18 protein-coding genes are annotated in these 20,087 nt (G+C 69.3%); 15 read left to right on the forward strand and 3 right to left on the reverse strand.

The features are described from left to right. Position 1 precedes the first annotated feature (1 nt). The 10 genes from bluB to CLU95_RS28905 all read left to right on the forward strand — a co-directional run bounded on the left by bluB (position 2) and on the right by CLU95_RS28905 (position 9,870). Positions 2–700, forward strand: coding sequence for a 5,6-dimethylbenzimidazole synthase (gene bluB, locus CLU95_RS28860; protein ID WP_099796760.1), 699 nt, complete (start codon positions 2–4; stop codon positions 698–700). Continuing rightward, on the forward strand, positions 700–1,173 hold the full coding sequence (locus CLU95_RS28865) for a MotA/TolQ/ExbB proton channel family protein (protein ID WP_095745109.1): 474 nt from the start codon (positions 700–702) through the stop codon (positions 1,171–1,173). Before bluB ends, CLU95_RS28865 begins: the two co-directional genes overlap by 1 nt. Then, positions 1,170–1,523, forward strand: a complete 354-nt coding sequence (locus tag CLU95_RS28870; protein ID WP_099796761.1) for a DUF2149 domain-containing protein — start codon at positions 1,170–1,172, stop codon at positions 1,521–1,523. The genes CLU95_RS28865 and CLU95_RS28870 overlap by 4 nt, the downstream gene beginning before the upstream one ends. Further along, positions 1,520–5,512: a cobaltochelatase subunit CobN gene (gene cobN, locus CLU95_RS28875; RefSeq protein WP_306513208.1), complete on the forward strand. Its 3,993-nt coding sequence runs from the start codon at positions 1,520–1,522 to the stop codon at positions 5,510–5,512. The genes CLU95_RS28870 and cobN overlap by 4 nt, the downstream gene beginning before the upstream one ends. 18 nt (positions 5,513–5,530) lie before the next feature. Next, positions 5,531–6,511, forward strand: a complete 981-nt coding sequence (gene cbiB, locus CLU95_RS28880) for an adenosylcobinamide-phosphate synthase CbiB (RefSeq protein ID WP_099796762.1) — start codon at positions 5,531–5,533, stop codon at positions 6,509–6,511. Beyond that, positions 6,508–7,524 (forward strand): aminotransferase class I/II-fold pyridoxal phosphate-dependent enzyme, encoded by a 1,017-nt coding sequence (locus CLU95_RS28885; protein ID WP_099796763.1) that lies wholly within the window; start codon positions 6,508–6,510, stop codon positions 7,522–7,524. The genes cbiB and CLU95_RS28885 overlap by 4 nt, the downstream gene beginning before the upstream one ends. 53 nt (positions 7,525–7,577) lie before the next feature. After that, on the forward strand, positions 7,578–7,931 hold the full coding sequence (locus tag CLU95_RS28890) for a CidA/LrgA family protein (RefSeq protein WP_099796764.1): 354 nt from the start codon (positions 7,578–7,580) through the stop codon (positions 7,929–7,931). Next, entirely contained in the window at positions 7,928–8,656 is a 729-nt protein-coding gene (locus CLU95_RS28895) for an LrgB family protein (RefSeq protein WP_099796765.1), read from the forward strand. Before CLU95_RS28890 ends, CLU95_RS28895 begins: the two co-directional genes overlap by 4 nt. Positions 8,657–8,695: 39 nt before the next feature. Further along, positions 8,696–9,160 carry an OsmC family protein gene (locus CLU95_RS28900; protein ID WP_099796766.1) on the forward strand — a complete coding sequence of 155 codons (465 nt, stop codon included), beginning with the start codon at positions 8,696–8,698 and terminating at the stop codon, positions 9,158–9,160. An 83-nt stretch (positions 9,161–9,243) separates the two neighbouring features. Continuing rightward, positions 9,244–9,870, forward strand: coding sequence for an FMN-binding negative transcriptional regulator (locus CLU95_RS28905; protein ID WP_099796767.1), 627 nt, complete (start codon positions 9,244–9,246; stop codon positions 9,868–9,870). A 19-nt stretch (positions 9,871–9,889) separates the two neighbouring features. Here the strand turns inward: CLU95_RS28905 and CLU95_RS28910 are convergent, their stop codons facing one another. After that, a complete protein-coding gene (locus CLU95_RS28910; RefSeq protein WP_099796768.1) occupies positions 9,890–10,804 on the reverse strand; it encodes a LysR family transcriptional regulator in 915 nt (304 codons plus the stop codon). Between the two features lie 181 nt (positions 10,805–10,985). On the opposite strand from CLU95_RS28910, the gene CLU95_RS28915 reads away from it, so the two are divergent. The 4 genes from CLU95_RS28915 (at position 10,986) to CLU95_RS28930 (ending at position 18,111) form a co-directional block, all read left to right on the forward strand. Beyond that, the gene (locus tag CLU95_RS28915; protein ID WP_099796769.1) at positions 10,986–11,867 is read left to right on the forward strand and encodes an alpha/beta hydrolase; all 882 of its coding nucleotides are present in this window, start codon (positions 10,986–10,988) and stop codon (positions 11,865–11,867) included. A gap of 155 nt (positions 11,868–12,022) precedes the next feature. Further along, positions 12,023–13,279, forward strand: a complete 1,257-nt coding sequence (locus CLU95_RS28920; protein WP_099796770.1) for an efflux RND transporter periplasmic adaptor subunit — start codon at positions 12,023–12,025, stop codon at positions 13,277–13,279. A gap of 40 nt (positions 13,280–13,319) precedes the next feature. After that, entirely contained in the window at positions 13,320–16,592 is a 3,273-nt protein-coding gene (locus CLU95_RS28925) for an efflux RND transporter permease subunit (protein ID WP_099796771.1), read from the forward strand. A gap of 25 nt (positions 16,593–16,617) precedes the next feature. After that, entirely contained in the window at positions 16,618–18,111 is a 1,494-nt protein-coding gene (locus tag CLU95_RS28930; protein ID WP_099796772.1) for an efflux transporter outer membrane subunit, read from the forward strand. A 15-nt stretch (positions 18,112–18,126) separates the two neighbouring features. Here CLU95_RS28930 and CLU95_RS28935 read toward each other — a convergent pair whose 3' ends face one another. Next, entirely contained in the window at positions 18,127–18,672 is a 546-nt protein-coding gene (locus tag CLU95_RS28935) for a MarR family winged helix-turn-helix transcriptional regulator (RefSeq protein WP_099796773.1), read from the reverse strand. Between the two features lie 133 nt (positions 18,673–18,805). Between CLU95_RS28935 and CLU95_RS28940 the strand changes: the two genes are divergently transcribed. Next, entirely contained in the window at positions 18,806–19,795 is a 990-nt protein-coding gene (locus CLU95_RS28940; RefSeq protein WP_099796774.1) for a tripartite tricarboxylate transporter substrate-binding protein, read from the forward strand. 10 nt (positions 19,796–19,805) lie between these two features. On the opposite strand, the gene CLU95_RS28945 is transcribed toward CLU95_RS28940, so the two are convergent. Beyond that, on the reverse strand, positions 19,806–20,030 hold the full coding sequence (locus tag CLU95_RS28945; protein WP_099796775.1) for a hypothetical protein: 225 nt from the start codon (positions 20,028–20,030) through the stop codon (positions 19,806–19,808). Between the last annotated feature and the right edge of the window lie 57 nt (positions 20,031–20,087).

Here is a 20,087-nt window from a genome sequence, read left to right on the forward strand (position 1 = left end):
GATGGTGGCGCATGCGTTCGCGGCCGACGAGGCCAAGGCGGTGTACCGCGCCATCCACGAGCGGCGCGACATGCGCCACTTTGCAGGGGGTGAGGTGCCGCCCGACGTGCTGCGCCGCCTGCTCGACGCCGCGCACCATGCGCCCAGCGTCGGCTTCATGCAGCCGTGGCGCTTCATCCGTGTGCGCGGCGAAGAACTGCGCCGACAGTTGCACGAGGTGGTCGAGCGCGAACGCGTGCTCACTGCCCGCGCGCTCGGCCAGCGCGAAGACGAGTTCATGCGCCTCAAGGTGCAGGGCGTGCTCGACGCGGCCGAGCTGTTGGTGGTGACGCTGGCCGACGGTCGCGAGCAGCATGTGTTCGGTCGCCGCACCCTGCCGCAGATGGACCTGGCCTCGGCCTCCTGCGCGATCCAGAACCTCTGGCTCGCGGCGCGTGCCGAAGGGCTGGGCATGGGCTGGGTGTCGCTGTTCGAGCCCGCCGAGCTGAGCGTGCTGCTCGGCCTGCCCGAAGGCGCCGAGCCGATCGCCTTGCTGTGCCTGGGGCCGGTGCATGCGTTCTACGAAGAGCCGATGCTGCAGCGCGAACGCTGGGCCAGGCGTGCGCCGCTTGCCTCGCTGGTGTTCGACGAACGCTGGGGCCGTCCGTCGGACCTGTTCGATCCTTCTTCCACTTCATCTTCTTCCGTGGAGCCCACCTGATGCTGGCCTTCGACACCGTTCTCTTCGAACTCGCGCGCCTGTTCCTCTGGCCCGTGACGCTCGGCGTGCTGCTGTCTTTCGTCTACGCGGTGTACTGCCTCGGCGCCTTCGGCATCGAGTGGTGGCAGCGCCGCCGCGATCCGTCGCGCGCGCTGGTGCTGCAGCGCCATGCGCAGGCCAGCCAGGAGCAGATGGAGCTGGTCGTGCTCAAGCAGCTCGAAGGCGTGCGCCTGTGCAGCCGCGTGGCGCCGATGCTCGGGCTGATCGCCACCATGATCCCCATGGGCCCGGCGCTCGTGGCCGTGGCCTCGGGCGAATCGCAGGGCGTGGCGCAGAGCCTGGCGCCCGCGTTCGCGGCCGTGATCGTGGCGCTGGCTTCGGCCTCGATCACCTTCGTGGTCTACACGGTGCGCCGCCGCTGGCTCATGCGCGAGTTGGTGATGCTGCTCGACGCGCGGGATCGGCTGTCATGAGCCGCAGGCAGTTCTCGATTTTGAGCAGTCTCGACAGCGATGACGACGACCCGGTGCTCTCGACCATCAACCTGATCGACGTCTTTATGGTCGTGATCGGCATGCTGATGATCGCGGTCATCAACAACCCGGTGAATCCGTTCTCGCAGGACAAGGTGACGGTCATTCGCCACGAGGGCCAGCCCGACATGGAGATCATCACGCGCGAAGGCCAGAAGGTCACGCGCTTCAAGGCCAGCGGCGCGACGGGGCAGGGCGACGGTGAAAAGGCGGGCACCGCCTGGCGCCTGAAGGACGGCACGATGATCTACGTGCCGGCGGACGCGGTGCCGGCGTCGGGCGGGAAGTGACGCGGATTTTCGCGCTTCTGCTCTGCCTCCTGTGCCTGGCGGCGCAGCCTGTGATGGCGGCCGAGTCTCGCGTGGTGGTGTTGAGCACGGCGCTGGTGTCGCCCGCGCGCGTGGTGCGGTTGCAGACGGCGGCGCACACGGCTGGTGTGCCGCTGCAGGTGGTGTCGGCCGCGCAGGACACGCCCGATGCGCTGGCTGCCGCGCTCGACGGTGCGCGCCTGCTGGTCATCGATGCGCCGCACCTCAGTGTCGCCCAGTCGGTGGCGGCGCGCTTCGGCGACGTCATCGCACGCAGCGCCGTTCCCTATGTGCAGATCGGTGAATTCGCGCTCGTGGCGAAAGGCCAGAAGCCGCCCGAGGTGCCACCGCTCGCGGCCGAGCGCGGCGTCGATGCGGCCTGGGCGCAGCGGCTGCGCGCCTACTGGCGTTTTCCGGGCGAAGCGAACCTGAAGGCCTCGGTCCAGGCTATGGCACGCGCCGGCGATCTAGCCGGGCTGCCCGACCCCGTGCCGCTGCCACTCGCCGGCTTCTATCACCCCGACTGGCCGCGCGTCGAAAGCAGCATCGCGGCCGTCGAAGCACTGCCGGGCGGACAGGGCACCGTCGCCATCGCGGTCAACAGCGCCACGCTCACCGGCGACGACACCGACTGGCTCGACCGCCTGATCGGCACGCTCGCGCAGCGCGGCCTGCGCGCCTACGCCTTCTACGGCCCGCGCCAGCAGAAGGACCTGTTCTTCCGCATGACCCACGCCAACGAGGGCGAGCGCCGCGTGGCCGACCTCCTCATCAACGCCGCGCTGGTGTTCAGCCCGAACGAACGCAAGGCCGAACTCGAACGCATCGGCGTGCCAGTGCTGCAGACGCTGCCGTCGCTCGCCATGGACGCGGCGCAATGGGCGCGCAGCAAGGACGGCCTCGCGCAGACCGACATCGCCGCTTACTACAGCCCGAGCGAACTCGCGGGCATGACCGACCCGATGCTCGTCACCGCGCGCGACGCTGCCACCGGCAGCCTGCAGCCGCTGCCCGCGCAGATCGATGCCGTGGCCGACAAGGCCGCCGCGCTGCTGCGCCTGCGGCGCACGCCTGCCGCTGAGCGCCGCGTGGCGATGCTGGTCTACAACTACCCGCCGGGAGAGGCCAACTTCGGTGCGTCGTTCCTCAATGTGCCGCGCAGCGTCGACCGGATGCTGTCCGCGATGCAGGCCGCCGGCTACCGCACCGAGGCGCCGGGCGCGGACAAGGTGATCGCGCAGGTGCAGGCCACGATGAAGGCCTACTACCCGACGGCACAAGGCGGTGATGCGCTGCAGCCGCTGCTCGACCAGGGGCTGGCCGACACGCTGCCGCTGTCGCAATACCTCGCGTGGTTCCGCGCGCTGCCCGTGGAGACGCAACGCCGCATCGAAACCTACTGGGGCCCGCCCGAAGCCTCGGCCATGCTGCGGCCCGTGGCCGGCGCACCGGCCTTCGTGGTGCCGCGCGTGCAGTTCGGTCAGGTGGTCGTGCTGCGCCAGCCGCCGCGCTTCGAGCCCGGCACGCAGGTGGCCGACAAGGCGCAGCAGGTCTATCACCGCGCGGCCGTGCCGCTGAGCCACGGCTACCTCGCGACCTACCTCTGGCTGCGCAGCCGCTTCGGTGCCGATGCGCTCGTGCATGTGGGCACGCACGGCACGGTCGAGTGGTCGGCGGGCAAGGAGCGCGGGCTCTCGGTGCAAGACGATCCGCTGCTCGCGCTGGGCGACGTGCCCAACGTCTACCCTTACATCATGGACAACCTCGGCGAGGCGACGACTGCGAAGCGCCGCGGTCGCGCGACGATGGTGAGCCATTCGACGCCGATGTTCGCGCCTGCGGGCTTTCGCCCCGGCGTGCGGGACATGCACGACCGCCTGCACGACTGGGAAACGCTGGCGCCCGGCGCAGTGAAGACGGCGATGGAACGGCGCCTCACCGCCGACTTCGTTGCCCAGCACTACGACCGCGACCTGCAATGGACGCCCGCGCGCATCCGCGCCGACTTCGCCGGCTTCATCGCCGTGCTGCATCCGTACCTCGACGAGCTCGCGCAGACCGCGCAGCCGCTGGGCCTGGCGACCTTCGGCGAGGCGCCCGATGCGCAGCGGCGACGTCAGACCATCCTGCAGATCCTCGGCAAGCCCGTGGCGCAGGCGATGGGCGAAGACCTCGACGAGATGTTCCTCACCGATGCGCAAGGCATTGCCGCGTCGAAGCCTGCGCGTTGGCTGGAAGCCGTGCTGGCGGGCCAGGACACGGCCGACGCTGAGCCTTTGCGCGCCCTGGCCGCACGGGCCCGCGCGCTCGACGCGGTGCTGGCCCACAACGAGGAGATCGAAGGCCTGCTCACCGCGCTCGACGGCCGCTACCTGAAATCGCGCTACGGCGGCGACCCGGTGCGCGACCCCGACAGCCTGCCGACCGGCCGCAACCTCTACGGCTTCGATCCCAGCCGCGTGCCCACGCGCGCCGCCTGGGACACCGGCGTCGCCGCGATGGACGACTGGATCGCTGCACACGTCCGCACCCACGGTGGCCGTCCGCCGCAAAAGATCGCCTTCACGCTCTGGGCCGGCGAGGCCTCGCGCCACCAGGGCGTGACCGAGAGCCAGGCCTTTCATGCGCTGGGCGTGAAGCCGCGCTGGGACGAGGCCGGGCGCATGGTCGGCATCGAGATCGTGCCGGCCGCGGTGCTGAAACGGCCGCGCATGGACGTGCTGATCAGCGTCACCGGTTCCTACCGCGACCAGTTCCCGCACGTGATGCGCTGGCTCGACGAGGCCGTGCAGCAGGTGGCCACGCTCGACGAGCCCGGCAACGCCGTCGCGCAGCACAGCGAGGCGATGGCGCGCACGCTGCGTGGGGAGGGCGCGACGGCGGCCGAGGCGCGGCGCTGGTCGACCGCGCGTGTGTTCTCGAACGAGCAGGGCAGCTATGGCGCCGGGCTCGAGGAAGCGGTACTCGCGACCGAGCTCTGGAAAGGCCAGCAGCGCGGCGGCGGCGACGCCCAGATGGCCGGGCTCTACATGGACCGCATGGGCCACGCTTACGGGCGCGGCCTCGACGGCGCCACGCGCACGGGCGCCTTCGCGGGCAACCTCGCGCAGGTCGATGCCGCGCTGATGGCGCGCACCTCCAACCTCTACGGCGTGCTGACCAACGACGACCCGTTCCAGTACCTGGGCGGCATCGCGCTCGCCGTGCGCCACCTCACGGGCAAGGACCCGGCGTTGTACGTGCAGAACCTGCGCGACGGCGCGGCCGTGCGCACCGACACCGCCGCCGGCGCCATCGCGCGCGAGATGCAGACGCGCTACCTGCACCCCCAGTGGATCGAGGCGCAGAAGGCCGAGGGCTACAGCGGCGCGCTGCAGGTGCTCAAGACCGCGCAGTTCCTCTGGGGCTGGCAGGCGACCGCGCCCGCGGCCGTGCGCGCGGACCACTGGCAGTCGCTGCACGAGGTCTATGTGCGCGACACCTACAGGCTCGGCACGCGGCAGTGGCTGGAGCGCGAGAACCGCGCCGCCTTCGCGCAGACGCTGGAGCGCATGCTCGATGCCGTCCGGCTGAACTACTGGAAGCCCGATGCCACGACGCGGCGCGAACTGGCGCAGGCCTACACGGAAGCAGCAAGCGCCACTGGGCTGCGCGAGCGGAACGAGGCGGTGCAGCGGTTTGCGCAGGCTGCGTTGGTGCCTTCGCCGTCGGCGGTGACTGCCCCTGCGCCGGTCGTTGCTGCGCCGCCCATCGCGCCCGTTGAGGCGGCGGCGCCCGCACCCGAGTCGCCCACGGCAGATCTGGCGCAGTCGGTGACCGGCCTCCAGCTGAAGCCCATCACTGACACCGCATCGCCCCCGCCGCCATCCGCCGTGCTGCCGCGCCTGCTCGCCGCGTTCGGCGCTGCTTTGCTGCTGGCCGTCGGCGCGCTGGTGCAATGGCGGCGCGGCCGGGCCGTGCCTGCCGCCTGATTCACGAGAATGCCTGCCATGCCTGCGCTAGATCCCTTCACTGTCTTCGCCCTCGCGCTGGTCGCCGCCCTGTGGCTGGCGCTGGCCGTCGACCGCTGGCTGGGCGAGCCGCCCGCGCCGCTGCACCCTGTCGTGTGGATGGGCGGCTACCTGGAATGGATCGGCAGCCGCCTCGCACCGCGCGCCGCCGACGCGAAGCCACGCGACCTGCCGGGCTTCGCGATGGGCGCGCTCGGCTGGTGCGTGGGCGCGATGGCCGCATTCGCCGTCGCGTCGGCGGTGCAGAGCCTGGCGATGCAATGGCTGCCGGTGTGGGCCATGGCCGTGGTGCTTGGGCTCGCGTTCAAGCCGCTATTTGCATGGCGCATGCTGCGCAACGAAGTGCTGGCGGTCGAGGCCGCGCTGGGCGAATCGCTGGACGCGGGCCGCGCACGGCTCGCGCGCCTCGTGAGCCGCGACGTCTCGGTACTGAGCGAGCGCGAGGTGCGCGAAAGCGCCATCGAGTCGCTGGCCGAGAACCTCAACGACTCGCTGGTGGCGCCCGTGTTCTGGTTCGTGCTGTTCGGCCTGCCGGGTGCGGCGCTCTACCGCTTCGCCAACACCGCCGACGCCATGTGGGGTTATCGCGGCGAACGCGGCGGGCGCGACTGGACCTGGTTCGGCAAGTGGGCCGCACGCGCCGACGACGTGCTCTCGTGGCTGCCCGCGCGCCTCACCGTGCTGCTGCTGGCGCTTGCGGCGGCCCGCTGGCCGCGCGGCGTGGTCCGTGAGGCGCGCCGCACGCCATCGCCCAACAGCGGCTGGCCGATGGGTGCGATGGCGCTGCTGCTGGGGGTGCGGCTTGCGAAGCCGGGCGTCTATGCGCTGAACGGGGAAGGGCGCGCGGCCACGTCTGCCGACACCGCGCGCACCGCGCAGCTCGGCGAACGGGCGGCGTGGGGGCTGGCGGTGATCGCTTCGCTCGCGATGCTGTCGCCGCTGCTGGCGAGGTGGGCATGACGAATCACGCGATGGTGCACGGCGGCCCCGACGAGACGGGCGCTGCGCCGCACGACTTCTCGACCAACGGCAACGCGGTCGGCTCGTGTCCCGTGGTGCTGGCCGCACTGCGCGAGGCCGACGCGGCGCACTATCCCGACCCGCGCTACACCGCGCTGCGCGCCGCGCTCGCTGCCTTCCACGGTGTGGCCGTGGAGCGCGTCGCGATCGCTGCGAGCGCGAGTGAATTCATCCACCGCATCAGCGCCGCTGTGGCGCAGGGCGGCGGTGGAGATGTCTGGCTGCCCGCACACAGCTATGGCGACTACGAGCGCGCCGCCGGGGCCTGGGGCCTCGGCGTGCGACGCGCACCCGAAGAGGCCGAAGGCGCCGCGTTGCGCTGGTGTTGCGAACCATCGAGCCCGTTCGGCCAGCCGCAGCCCGACATCGCGCAGCATGCCGCGAGCGATGCGGTCTGCGTGCTCGACATGGCCTACGAACCGCTGCGCCTCGAAGGCCAGCCCTCGCACGACGACGCGCAGCGCGACCGCGTCTGGCAGCTGTGGACACCGAACAAGGCCATGGGCCTCACGGGCATCCGCGCCGCCTACGCCATCGCGCCGGCGAACAGCGACGTGGCCGGCCCGCTGCTGGAGCGGCTCGAACGCCTCGCGCCCTCGTGGCCGCTGGGCACGCACGGCGTGGCGCTGCTCACGACATGGACCACCGACGAAGCGCAAGGCTGGCTCGCGCGCAGCCTCGACATCCTGCGCGACTGGAAGGCGCGGCAGCGCGCCGTCTGCGAATCGCTCGGTTGGGAGGTGCTGCGAGGCGACGCCAACTTCTTCGGCGCGCGGCCCGACACGCCATACCCGCCCCGCGCCGCCGCACTGCGCGCCGAGGGCATCAAGCTGCGCGACTGCGCCTCTTTCGGTCTGCCGGGGCACCTGCGCCTGGGCGTGCTGTCGCCGGCCAGCCAGCAGGCATTGAAGGCCGCGTGGGCGAGGGCCAGCGCCGCACGACACAGCGGCTGAACGCACCTCGCACCACAATAGGGCCGTCGCAAAAAAGGAAAACAACGAGGCCCATGCTCTACGCCATCACCACGCTCTTTCTGTGCCAGCTCGCGGGCGAACTGCTCGTGCAGTGGCTGTCGCTGCCGATCCCCGGTCCGCTGATCGGCATGCTGCTGCTCTTCGTCGGCCTGCTCGTGCGCGGCGGCGTGCCGGAAGCGCTGACCGACACCTCGGGCCATCTGCTGCGCAACCTGATGCTGTTGTTCATCCCGGCGGTGACCGGCGTCATGCTGCACTTCGAGCGCGTGGGGCGCGAGTGGCTGCCGTTCCTTGCGGCCGGTGTCGTGGGCGGCGCCTTCACCATGGCGGTGACCGCGCTCACGCTGCGCTGGATGATCCGCATCACCGGCAAGGACGCTGAATGAACGCGCCCGCCAAACTCTCCGAGATCTGGGTCTTTCTCGCCCAGTCGCCGCTGCTGTGGCTGTCACTCACGCTGCTGGCCTATCTGGGCGCGCTGTGGCTGCACGCGCGCAGCGGGCGCAACCCGATGGTCAACCCGGTGCTTGTGTCGGTGATCGTCATCGTGGGCGTGCTGCTGCTCACGCGCACGCCGTACGACACCTACTTCGAAGGCGCCAAGTTCGTCCACTTCCTGATCGGCCCGGCCACCGTGGCGCTGGCCGTGCCGCTGTACAGCCAGGTCGGTCGCCTGCGGCGCCTGTGGCTGCCGATCGGCGTGGCGCTGCTGGTGGGCTCGGTCGCAGCCATCGTCTCGGCCATCGGCATCGGCTGGGTGCTCGGCGGTTCGCACGAGCTCTTGATGTCGCTCGCGCCCAAGTCGGCCACCATGCCGATCGCGATGGGCGTGGCCGAAAAGATCGGCGGCCTGCCGTCACTGGCGGCCGTGGCTGCGGCCATCGCCGGCATCTCGGGCGCGATCATGGCGACGGGCTTGCTGAACCTGCTGCGCATCAAGGAACCCGCGGTGCGCGGCTTTGCCGTCGGCATGGCGGCGCACGGCATCGGCACCGCGCGGGCCATCCAGGTGAACGAAACCGCAGGCGCGTTCTCGGCGTTGGCGATGGGGCTCAACGGCATCGCGACCGCGCTGCTGGTGCCGCTGATCGTGAAGCTGATGAGCGTCTGACATCCATTCATTCATTCCATCCATCGAGGAGCACGACCCATGTCCGAGTACACCGCCGAAATCGTTTGGGAGCGAGGTGACCAGGACTTCCTGGCCAACACCTACAGCCGCCACCACGTGCTGCGCTTCGACGGTGGCGCAGAGGTGCCGGGCTCTTCGTCACCGCATGTGGTGCCGCTGCCGTTCTCCGATGCGTCGGCCGTCGACCCGGAAGAGATGTTCGTGGCCTCGCTGTCCAGCTGCCACATGCTGTGGTTCCTCACCATGGCGGTGAAGCGCAAGTTCGTGGTCGACCGCTATGTCGACGCGGCCACGGGCGTGATGGAAAAGAACGCCGAAGGAAAGATGGCGATGACTGTCGTCACGCTGCGTCCGCAGGTGAGCTTTTCGGGCGAGAACCTGCCGACGCGGGAGCAGGTCGAACACATGCACCATCGGGCGCATGAGGAGTGCTTCATTGCGAATTCGGTGAAGACTGAGGTGCGGTGCGAGCCGGTCTACTGACGCCGGGGTGACCTCCATGCGACTGTGATGGAGGGGCGGGAGCGCAATACTCGACGGGCATCGATCCCCCGAAAGGCTTCCCCGTGCACATCCAGCCCCTTTTCGCCATCGAGGCGCGCGACGAGCTTCACCGGCTCATGCGTGCCTACCCGTTGGCCACGCTCTTCACGGTCGCGGGCAGCTCGGTCGATGCCAACCTGCTGCCGCTGGAGGTGATTGATCGCGGCCCGCACGGCACGCTGGCAGGCCATGTGGCCCGCAACCATTCGCTGTGGACCAGCGAGGTGCGAGGCGGTTGCGACGTCACGGTCGTGTTCCAGAGTCCGAACGCGTTCATCTCCCCGCGCTGGTACGTCAACGGCCAGCGCAGCGGGCGCTTGGCGCCGAGCTGGAACTACATCGCGGTGCAGGCTACAGGCCGGTTGCGGTTCATTGAAGACCGCGTCTGGCTGCGGTCGCACCTCGAAGCGCTGACGCAGTCGCAGGAAGCAAATCGCGACGATCCCTGGTCCCTCGCCGATGCATCGCCCGAGTTCGTCGATGACGCGCTGCAGCGGCTGGTCGGCTTCGAGATCGACATCCTCGCGCTGACCGGCAAGCGCTTTCTCTCGCAGCAGCGCACCGAGGCCGACCGGCGCAGCCTGGTCGAGCACCTGGGCCGGGAAACATCACCCTCGGCACATGCTCTGGCCGCGTTGATCCAGCCCTGAAGAGACGGAAAGAGCTCCCTCAGCGCCGCTGCAACCGCGGATTCTTCGCAAACAGATCCGCCGCCCAGTCCACAAACGCCCGCACCTTCGCACTCAGGTGCCGGTTCGGCGGGTACACCACGTGGATCGGCAGCGGGTCGCGATGCCAGTCGGCCAGCACCTCGACGAGCTCGCCGGTTTCCAGCAGCGGCTCGGCCGAGAAGGTGATGCACTGCGACAGGCCGAAGCCCGCGAGCACGGCCGTCATGTGCGCGTTGCTCTCGTTGACCGACACGCGGTAGGGGCCGTTGAGCTCGATGTACTCGTCGCCCTTCTTGAACTCGTGCGGGTACACGCGCCGGGTGGTGCCCGAGAAGTAGCTCACGACGTGGTGCCGCTTCTCGATGTCGTTGGGATGTTGCGGCGCACCATAGCGCTTGATGTAGGCCGGCGAGGCCACGGTGACGAAGTGCAGGGTGCCGATGCGGCGCGCCACCAGCGACTGGTCGTTCAGCTCGCCGGCGCGGATCACGCAGTCGACGTTGTCGCTGATCAGGTCCACCGTACGGTCGCTCACGCCCAGGTCGACCTGGATGTCGGGGTAGCGGTCGCAGAAGCTGGCCAGGTTGGGCAGGATGATCTGCTGCGCCACCGAGGTGCCCACGTCGATGCGCAGCCGCCCCGTGGGGTTGGCCTGCGCATTCGTCATGCTGGCTTCCATGTCGTCGAAGTCGTTCAGCAGCCGCGCCGCGCGCTCGAAGTAGGCGGCGCCGTCGGGCGTGACGGTGACGCGCCGCGTCGTGCGGTTGAGCAGCTTCACGTGCAGGCGCGCTTCCAGCGCCTGGATCTGCTTGGTGACGGTGCCCTTGGGCAGGGCCAGAGAGTCGGCGGCACGGGTGAAGGTGCCGGCTTCCACCACGCGGACAAAGATCCGCATTGCCTGGATTTGATCCATCGAATGCCTGTTCAGGGAGACCGGCGTATGCCGGAAGGAGGCGGATTCTCACACAAGGAATGCGTCCCTACGGTGTGCCTGATTGTTCTCCGTTTGGAAACAGAGTAGGGCTGTGTTTCCTGTTTCAACGCGCAGGTAGCGCCTTATATTTCAACCATCGCCTAAATCCCTGAGGTCGCCCATGTCACCCCGTCCATCGTCCCGGTCCGCTGAAGCTGCTGCGCTTGCCGCGGCACAAGGCGTGGAGTCCGATCTGTTGATCGAGCTGCCCGGCCGCGAGCCCGTGGCTGCCCGTGTCTACGGACAGCGTCCACGGGGCGAGACCGTGCCGCTGGTGCTGCACTTCCATGGCGGCACCTTCATCTGCGGCAATCTCGACAACGGCCGCAACGTGGCCCGGCTGCTGGCCGGTGCGGGTGCGGTGGTGGTGTCGCTCGATTACCCGCTGGCCCCGGCGGCCCCGTTCCCGGAGCCGGTCGAGGTGGGTTATGCGGCGCTCGAGTGGCTCTACAAGCAGCGCGTGAAGCTCGGCGGCAAGGGCGCCCAGGTGTACCTGGCCGGCGAAGAAGCCGGCGGCAACCTGGCGGCCAGCGTGGCCCTGGTGGCCCGTGACCGCGCCCATCCGCCGCTGGCAGGCCAGATCCTGCTGTCGCCCATGCTCGACCCGTGCGCCGGCACCGCCTCGCTGCGCAATGCCACGAACGATGCCGCCGAGTGCCGTTGGGCCACGGGCTGGGCCAAGTATTTGAGCTGTCCGTCGAACGCCACGCACCCCTATGCGGTGCCGAGCGGATCGCTGCGGCTGGCCGCCCTGGCACCGGCGCTGGTGCTGGTGGGGCCCGACGACGCGATGCGCGACGAGGCCATGACCTTCGCAGCCCGGCTGCGCTCGGCCGGCATCGAGGTCACGAGCAGCGTGCTGACCGGCGCCGACAACTGGCCCAAGGCGCTGTACGACACCGAGGCCGTGGGATGCGCATCCTGCGAAGCCAGCGTGCAGCAGCACTTCCGCGAGTTCTTCAGCGCCACCACACCGCCCCCGGCGGTCCCTGAGCCCAGCTAGGCCCGCGAGGGTCCGCTCCGCCCCCTGAAACAAGCCGCCGCCTCCACAGAGGCGGGTGGCAGGGCTTTCTGTTCTCTGAATTCCGCCTCCTGACGCCGCCGGCGCCGGGATGGCCTGTTGCATCCCGAAAAAGTCATCGAGAAGGACGAACCATCATGTCGAACAAGAACGAACAAGCGCTGTCTTCCACCGCCCGCAAGGGTCTGTGGCCCGCCGTGACCGGCCTCACCGCGGTGCTGGCTGTGGCCGCCGCGGTGGTGGGCATGTACAGCTTCAAGGCCGAGGCCACCGCCCCGGTCGCCGCGCAACAGGGCACGCCGGTGTCGGTCGCCACCGTGGCGTCGAGCGAGATCAACGCCTGGGACGAGTTCTCGGGCCGCCTCGAAGCCGTGCAGCGCGTCGATGTGCGCTCCCGCGTGGCAGGCGCCGTGCAGGCGGTGCACTTCCGCGAAGGCGCGCTGGTGAAGCAGGGCGACCTGCTCATCACCATCGACCCCGCACCGTACGCCGCCGAGGTGGAGCGTGCCGAAGCGCAGGTCGCGTCGGCACAAGCCCGCCAGGCCTTCAGCCGCAGCGAGCAGGAACGCGCCAAGCGCCTGTGGGACGAGCAGGCCATCGCGCAGCGTGAACTCGACGAGCGCGTGAACGCCGGCCGCGAAGCCGAAGCCAACCTGCGCGCCGCGCAGGCCTCGCTGCAGACCGCACGCCTGAGCCTGGGCTACACCCAGGTGCGCGCACCGGTGTCGGGCCGCATCGGCAAGCTCGAAGTGACCGTGGGCAACCTGGTGGCCGCCGGCCCCGGCGCACCGGTACTGACCACGCTGGTGTCGGTGAGCCCGATCTACGCGAGCTTCGATGCCGACGAGCAGGTCATCACCCGCGCGCTGAAGGACCTGCCGGCCAACGCCGGCGCCCGCGGCCAGATCGACACCATCCCCGTGCAGATGGGCACCGCCGGCCTCGAAGGCACGCCCTTCACCGGCAAGCTGCAGCTGATCGACAACCAGGTCGACGCCCGCAGCGGCACCGTGCGTGTGCGTGCTTCGTTCGACAACAAGGACGGCGCGCTCATTCCCGGCCAGTTCGCCCGCATCCGCATGGGCCAGGCCCGCAACGACACCGCGCTGCTGGTGAGCGAGCGCGCCATCGGCACCGACCAGAACAAGAAGTTCGTGATGGTCGTGGGTGAAGACAACAAGGCGGTCTACCGCGAGGTGACGCTGGGTGCGCCCATCAACGGCCTGCGCGTGGTGAGCAAAGGCTTGAAGGCCGGCGACCGCGTGGTGGTGAACGGCCTGCAGCACATCCGCCCGGGTGCGCTGGTGGTGCCGCAGCAAGTGACCATGGACGCCAAGGCCGACACGAAGCAACAACAACCGGAACGCGTGGCCGAGGAGGCCGCGAAGTCCTGATTTCGGAGGAGGGCGCCCTGGCGCCCGCCGGAGAACCAACATGAATCTCTCAAAATTCTTCATCGACAGGCCGATCTTTGCCGGCGTGCTGTCGCTCTTGATGCTGATCGCAGGCCTGATTGCGCTGCGCGGCCTGCCGATCTCGGAGTACCCCGAAGTCGCGCCGCCTTCGGTGGTGGTGCGCGCAACGTACCCGGGCGCCAACCCGAAGGTGATTGCTGAAACGGTGGCCACGCCGCTCGAAGAGCAGATCAACGGCGTCGAAGGCATGCTCTACATGGGCAGCCAGGCGACGACCGACGGCGTGATGACGCTGACCGTCACCTTCCGCCTCGGCACCGATCCCGACAAGGCCCAGCAGCTCGTGCAGAACCGCGTCTCGCAAGCCGAGCCGCGCCTGCCCGAAGAAGTGCGGCGTCTCGGCATCACGACCGTCAAGAGCGCGCCCGACCTGACGATGGTGGTCCACCTCGTCTCGCCGAACAACCGCTACGACATCAACTACCTGCGCAACTACGCGGTGCTGAATGTGAAGGACCCGCTCGCGCGCATCGAAGGCGTGGGACAGGTCCAGATCTTCGGCGGCGGCGACTACTCGATGCGCGTGTGGCTCGACCCGCAGAAGGTCGCGCAGCGTGGCCTGTCGGCCAGCGACGTGGTGGCAGCGATTCGCGGCCAGAACGTGCAGGCCGCGGCCGGCGTGGTCGGCGCATCGCCGGGCCTGTCGGACGTGGACATGCAGCTGTCGATCAATGCGCAAGGGCGCCTGCAGAGCGAAGAAGAGTTCGGCGACATCATCGTCAAGAGCGGTACCGACGGCGCCGTCACGCGCCTTCGCGACATCGGCCGCCTCGAAATGGGCGCCGCCGACTACTCGCTGCGTTCGCTGCTGAACAACGACCCGGCCGTCGGCATGGGCGTGTTCCAGGCACCGGGCTCCAACGCGCTCGACATCTCGTCCAACGTCCGCAAGACGATGAACGAGCTGAACAAGAACATGCCCGAAGGCCTGGAATACCGCATCGCCTATGACCCGACTCAGTTCGTGCGTGCGTCGATCGAATCGGTGATCCACACGCTGCTCGAAGCCATCGCGCTGGTGGTGCTCGTGGTGATCCTGTTCCTGCAAACGTGGCGCGCCTCCATCATTCCGCTGCTGGCCGTGCCGGTGTCGGTGATCGGTACCTTCGCGGTGCTGCATGTCCTCGGTTTCTCGATCAACGCACTGAGCCTGTTCGGGCTGGTGCTGGCCATCGGCATCGTGGTGGACGACGCCATCGTGGTGGTGGAGAACGTCGAGCGCAACATCGAAGCCGGGCTCACGCCGCGTGAAGCCACGTACCGCGCCATGCGCGAAGTGTCGGGCCCCATCATCGCGATCGCGCTGGTGCTGGTGGCCGTGTTTGTGCCGCTGGCTTTCATCAGTGGTCTCACGGGCCAGTTCTACAAGCAGTTCGCGGTGACCATCGCGATCTCGACGGTGATCTCGGCCATCAACTCGCTGACGCTGTCGCCCGCGCTCGCCGCACTGCTGCTGCGCGGCCACGACCAGCCCAAGGACGCCCTGACGCGCGGCATGGACAAGGCCTTCGGCTGGCTGTTCCGCGGCTTCAACAAGTTCTTCCATCGCGGCTCCGAGGCCTACAGCGGCGGCGTCAAGCGCGTGATCTCGCGCAAGACGCTGATGCTGGTGATCTACCTCGCGCTGGTCGGCGTGACCTTCGGCCTCTTCAAGGCGGTGCCCAGCGGCTTCGTGCCGGCGCAGGACAAGCAGTACCTCATCGGTTTTGCCCAGCTGCCCGACGGCGCCACGCTCGACCGCACGGAAGAGGTGATCACCCGCATGGGCGAGATCATGAAGAAGAACCCGAACGTGGAAGACGCGATTGCCTTCCCGGGCCTGTCGATCAATGGCTTCACCAACAGCTCGAACTCGGGCATCGTGTTCGCCACGCTCAAGCCCTTCGACCAGCGCAAGCGCGAAGACCAGAGCGGCGGTGCGGTGGCCGGCCAGCTCAACGGTGCGTTCTCGAGCATCCAGGATGCGTTCATCGTGATGTTCCCGCCGCCGCCGGTGGCAGGCCTGGGCACGACCGGCGGCTTCAAGCTGCAGATCGAAGACCGCGCCTCGGTCGGCTACGACCAGATGGACGTCGCGGTGAAGGCCTTCATGGCCAAGGCGTATGCAGCGCCCGAACTGACGGGCATGTTCACGAGCTGGCAGGTCAACGTGCCGCAGCTGTATGCCGACATCGACCGCACCAAGGCGCGCCAGCTCGGCGTGCCCGTGACGGACATCTTCGACACGATGCAGATCTACCTCGGTAGCCTGTACGCCAACGACTTCAACAAGTTCGGCCGCACGTACTCCGTGCGCGTTCAGGCCGATGCGCCGTACCGCGCCCGTGCCGAAGACGTGGGTATGCTGAAGGTGCGCTCGACCTCGGGTGAGATGGTGCCGCTGGCTGCGCTGATGAAGGTCAACTCGACCTTCGGCCCGGAACGCGCCATGCGCTACAACGGCTACCTCGCCGCTGACATCAACGGCGGCCCAGCCCCCGGCTATTCGTCGGGCCAGGCGCAGGACGTGATCACCAAGATCGCGGCCGAGACGCTGCCCAAGGGTGTGAGCTTCGAGTGGACCGAGCTGACGTACCAGGAAATCCTGGCCGGCAACTCCGCCTTCCTGGTGTTCCCGCTGGCGATCCTGCTGGTGTTCCTGGTGCTGGCCGCGCAGTACGAAAGCCTGACGCTGCCGATCGCGATCATCCTGATCGTGCCGATGGGCATCATGGCCGCGATGGCGGGCGTATGGATCTCGGGAGGCGACAACAACGTCTTCACGCAGATCGGGTTGATCGTGCTGGTGGGGCTGAGTGCGAAGAACGCGATCCTGATCGTGGAGTTCGCACGGGAGCTGGAGTTCGCCGGACGCACGCCCATTCAGGCTGCGATCGAAGCCAGCCGCCTGCGCCTGCGCCCGATTTTGATGACCTCGCTGGCCTTCGTGATGGGCGTGCTGCCCCTGGTGCTCTCGACCGGTGCCGGCTCCGAGATGCGCAAGGCGATGGGTGTGGCGGTGTTCGCCGGAATGATCGGCGTGACGGCCTTCGGCCTGTTCCTGACGCCGGTGTTCTACGTGCTGATGCGCCGCCTGGCGGGCAACCGGCCGCTCAAGCTGCATGGCGAAGTGCCGCACGGCGACGACTTCGTGTCGGCCGACCATCCTGCGACCCCTTCGCACGGTGGTGGTGGTGGTGGTCTGCACCCGGTGCCGGCCTCGCCGCGCCCTTCGCATGGCGCGCATGACTGATCGACAAGAAGAAAGAAGGTTTTCCATGACATTCGGAATCCCCACCCTGATGCGCCCATTGCGCACCGCCATGCTGCCGCTGGTGGCGGCCCTCGTGCTGGCCGGTTGCGCCAGCGTGCCCTCGGGCATGCCCTCGGTGCCGACCGCGGCCCAGTTCAAGGAACAGCCGCAGCAGCAACCGGGCGCCACGGCGCCGGCCGGCTTCACCCGGGCCACGCCCGCCGAGGCGCAACCGCGCGGCGAATGGTGGCTGGCGTTCAACGACCCGGTGCTCAACACGCTGGTCGAGCGCGCCGCGGTCGACAACGCCAACATCCAGGCCGCCGCCGCACGGCTGGCCGAGGCCCGTGCGCTGGCGCGCAGCGCGCAGGCCGACCGCCTGCCGCAGATCGGCCTGGGCGCCGGCGCCAACCGCGGTGCGGGCCTGGACAAGGCCACGGCCAGCACCCGGCCCGGCACCATGACCAACATCGGCGCCACGTTCTCGTACGAGGTTGACCTGTTCGGTCGTCTCTCGGGCGCGGCCGATGCGGCCAAGCTCGACGCGGCGGGCCGCGAGGCGCTGCTGCAGAGCACCCGGCTCGCGGTGCAGGCCGAAGTGGCGCAGACCTACCTGCAACTGCGCGCGCTCGACGCCGAGCGCGTGCTGGTGCGCGAATCGGTCGCCGCCTACCGCGACACGCTGCGCCTGACGCAGCGCCGCCAGCAGGCCGGCGACATCGCCGAGCTCGACGTGGCGCGCGTGCAGACCGAGGTGTCATCCACCGAATCGGACGCGCTTGCGCTCGACCGCCAGCGTGCGCAGGTCGAACATGCGCTGGCCGTGCTGGTGGGCGATTCGGCCTCCAGCTTCGGCATGCGGCCCGACGACTGGGCGACCGCGCTGCCGGTGATTCCGCCGGGCGTGCCGTCTACCGTGCTCACGCGCCGGCCCGACGTGTCGGCCGCGCAGAGTGCCGTCATGGCGGCGCAGGCCCGCGTGGGCGTGGCGCAGACCGCGTGGTTCCCGAACATCTCGCTGACCGGCGCGGCCGGCTACGCCTCGCCCGAGATTGGCGACCTCTTCAAGTGGTCGGCCCGCTCGTGGGGCGTGGGCGCACTGCTGTCGCTGCCGATCTTCGACGGCGGCCGCCGCGAGGCCGGCGTGCAGGGCGCCAATGCCCAGCTCGACGGCGCGCTCGCCAGCTACCGCTCGCAGGTGCTGGTGGCGTTCCAGGAGGTCGAAGACCAGCTGGCCGCCATCCGCATCCTGCAGGAGCAGTCGGTGGTGCAGGCGCAGGCCGTGACCTCGGCGCAGCGTGCCACCAGCCTGTCGGACACGCGCTACCGCAACGGCTACGTGAGCCAGCTCGACCTGCTCGACGCGCGCCGCAGCGAGCTGCGCAACCGGCGCCAGGCGCTGCAGGTGAAGTCGGCCCAGTACCAGGCGACGGTGGGGCTGATCCGCGCGATCGGCGGCGGCTGGGACGTGCCGGGCGCCGTGGCGTCGGCCGACGCACCGCGCGGCCCGCAGAGCTGAGCGGGCCGGCAGGCCCTACGCGCCCCGCATCGGCCAGCGGTGGCGCGTGCCGCCCGAACGGCGGTCGGCCTTCTCGGGCACCAGGCCTTGCGCGCTCAGCGCGCTGCCGCGTTGCTCGAGCCGCTGCAGGCATTGCAGCAGGATCTCGATGTCTGCCGGGGCCATACCTTCGAGCAGGCCCGTGTTGAGGTCGGCGACCCGCGAGAACAGGTCGTCATAGAGCTGGCGTCCTGCCGGGCTCAGCCGCACGTGCACTTCGCGGCGGTCCTTGGCGTCGCGGCGCCGTTCCACCAACTGCTTTTCGACCAGGCTGCCCAGTCCGCGCGAGGTGCGCACGCGGTCCAGGTTCAGTTGTTCCGACAGCATGGAGGAGGTGATCTCTCCGGTCTGCGCGAGCGTGCCGATCATTCCCCATTCGCGGCGCGTGATGCCGAAACCGCCTTCGACGAGGCGCGTGGCCATGCCGCTGCCGGCGCGCGCGGCGCGCGAGAGCCGGTAAAGCAGCAGGTCGTCGAGGGAGCGGGGCGCGAGCAGCGCGGCCGCGTCGGGGAAGGCTGGCACGGAAGAACTCACGGGTGCAGGGTGTGGTGGCGCCGCCTCGGCGGGCAATGATGGATTAGATCAACTATTTGTTACCTGAATATAAACAACGTAACAAAGCTGGCCGCCTGCCGCCGGCGATACAGGAGATCCCATGCCCTTTCTTTGGTCCCGGCGAAGCCTCGCCGCCCGCTGCCTCGCGCTCGCGATCGGCGGCGCCGTGGTGCCCGCGCAGGCACAGACGCCCGCGCCAGTGCTCGAGGGCCCGCTCACGCTGGTCGTCGGCTATGCGCCCGGCGGCAGCACCGACCGCATCGCGCGGCTGATCGCCGAGCGGCTCGGCCCCCAGCTCGGCGTGGCGGTGACGGTGGAGAACCGTGCAGGCGAGGGCGGCCGTCTCGCGGCCAAGCAATTGCGGCGCGCGCCCGCGAGCGAGAACGTGCTGATGCTCGGCAACCCCGCCGTGATGATGGTGGCGCCGCTCGTGCTCAAGGACGCCGGCTACGACCCCGACAAGGACTTCGTGCCGGTCACGCAGGTCAGCAGCTACGACTTCGCGCTGGCCGTGGGTCAGAAGCTGCAGCTGGACCGCGCGATGTTCCTCGTGGGCCGGCTCTGGGCCCACCCCGAGGAGGCGGTGTTCGGCGTGCCGGCAACCGGCAGCCTGCCGCACTTCTTCGGCCTGATGGTGGGCGATGCCTTGAGCGTGCAGCCGCAGATCAAGGGCTATGGCGGTTCGGCGCCGCTGCTGGCCGACCTGAGCGGCGGATCGCTGCCGATCGCCATCGACACGCTGGACTCGCTCTACGCGCAGCACGTGGCCGGCAAGATTCGCATCCTGGCCGTGTCGGGCAAGAAGCGCGCGAGCTTCGCGCCCGCCGTGCCGACCTTCCGCGAGGCCGGCATGAAGATCGATGCCGACGGCTGGAACACCTTCTTCGCGCCGAGCAGCATGCCGCCGGCCAAGGTGCAGTTGCTGGCCGGCAAGATCCGCGAGGTGATGCAGGACCCGGGGCTGCAGAAGGCGGCCATCGCGCTCTACATCCAGCCGGTGGTCAGCAGCAATGCCGAGACCGTGCAGATGCTCAAGGCCTACCGCCAGCAGTGGGAGCCGGTGGTGCGGCGCTCGGGCTTCTCGCCCTGACGGAGCAGGCTCAGTCGCCGATGTCGGGTGAGGCCTTGGCGCTGAGCTTCTGCAGCTGCGCCACGCCCATTGCCAGCGCGTTCGAATAGCTGCCTTCGGCGCGCACGGCCCGGCGGTGGACGCGGTAGTCGAGCGCATCGGCGTCGCCGTTGTCCCCTGCTTTGAGCAGGACCCAGTGGAACCGGCCCGGTTCGGTTTCTTCGACGGTGAGCGCCAGGTCGTTGAGGGCGGACATGAGGTTCCAGGGTTCGGCCTTGAGGGGCCCTACCCACTAGTTCGTCTGATCGGCCCA

Origin of the sequence: Variovorax sp. 54 (assembly GCF_002754375.1) — a bacterium.
GTDB lineage: Bacteria > Pseudomonadota > Gammaproteobacteria > Burkholderiales > Burkholderiaceae_C > Variovorax.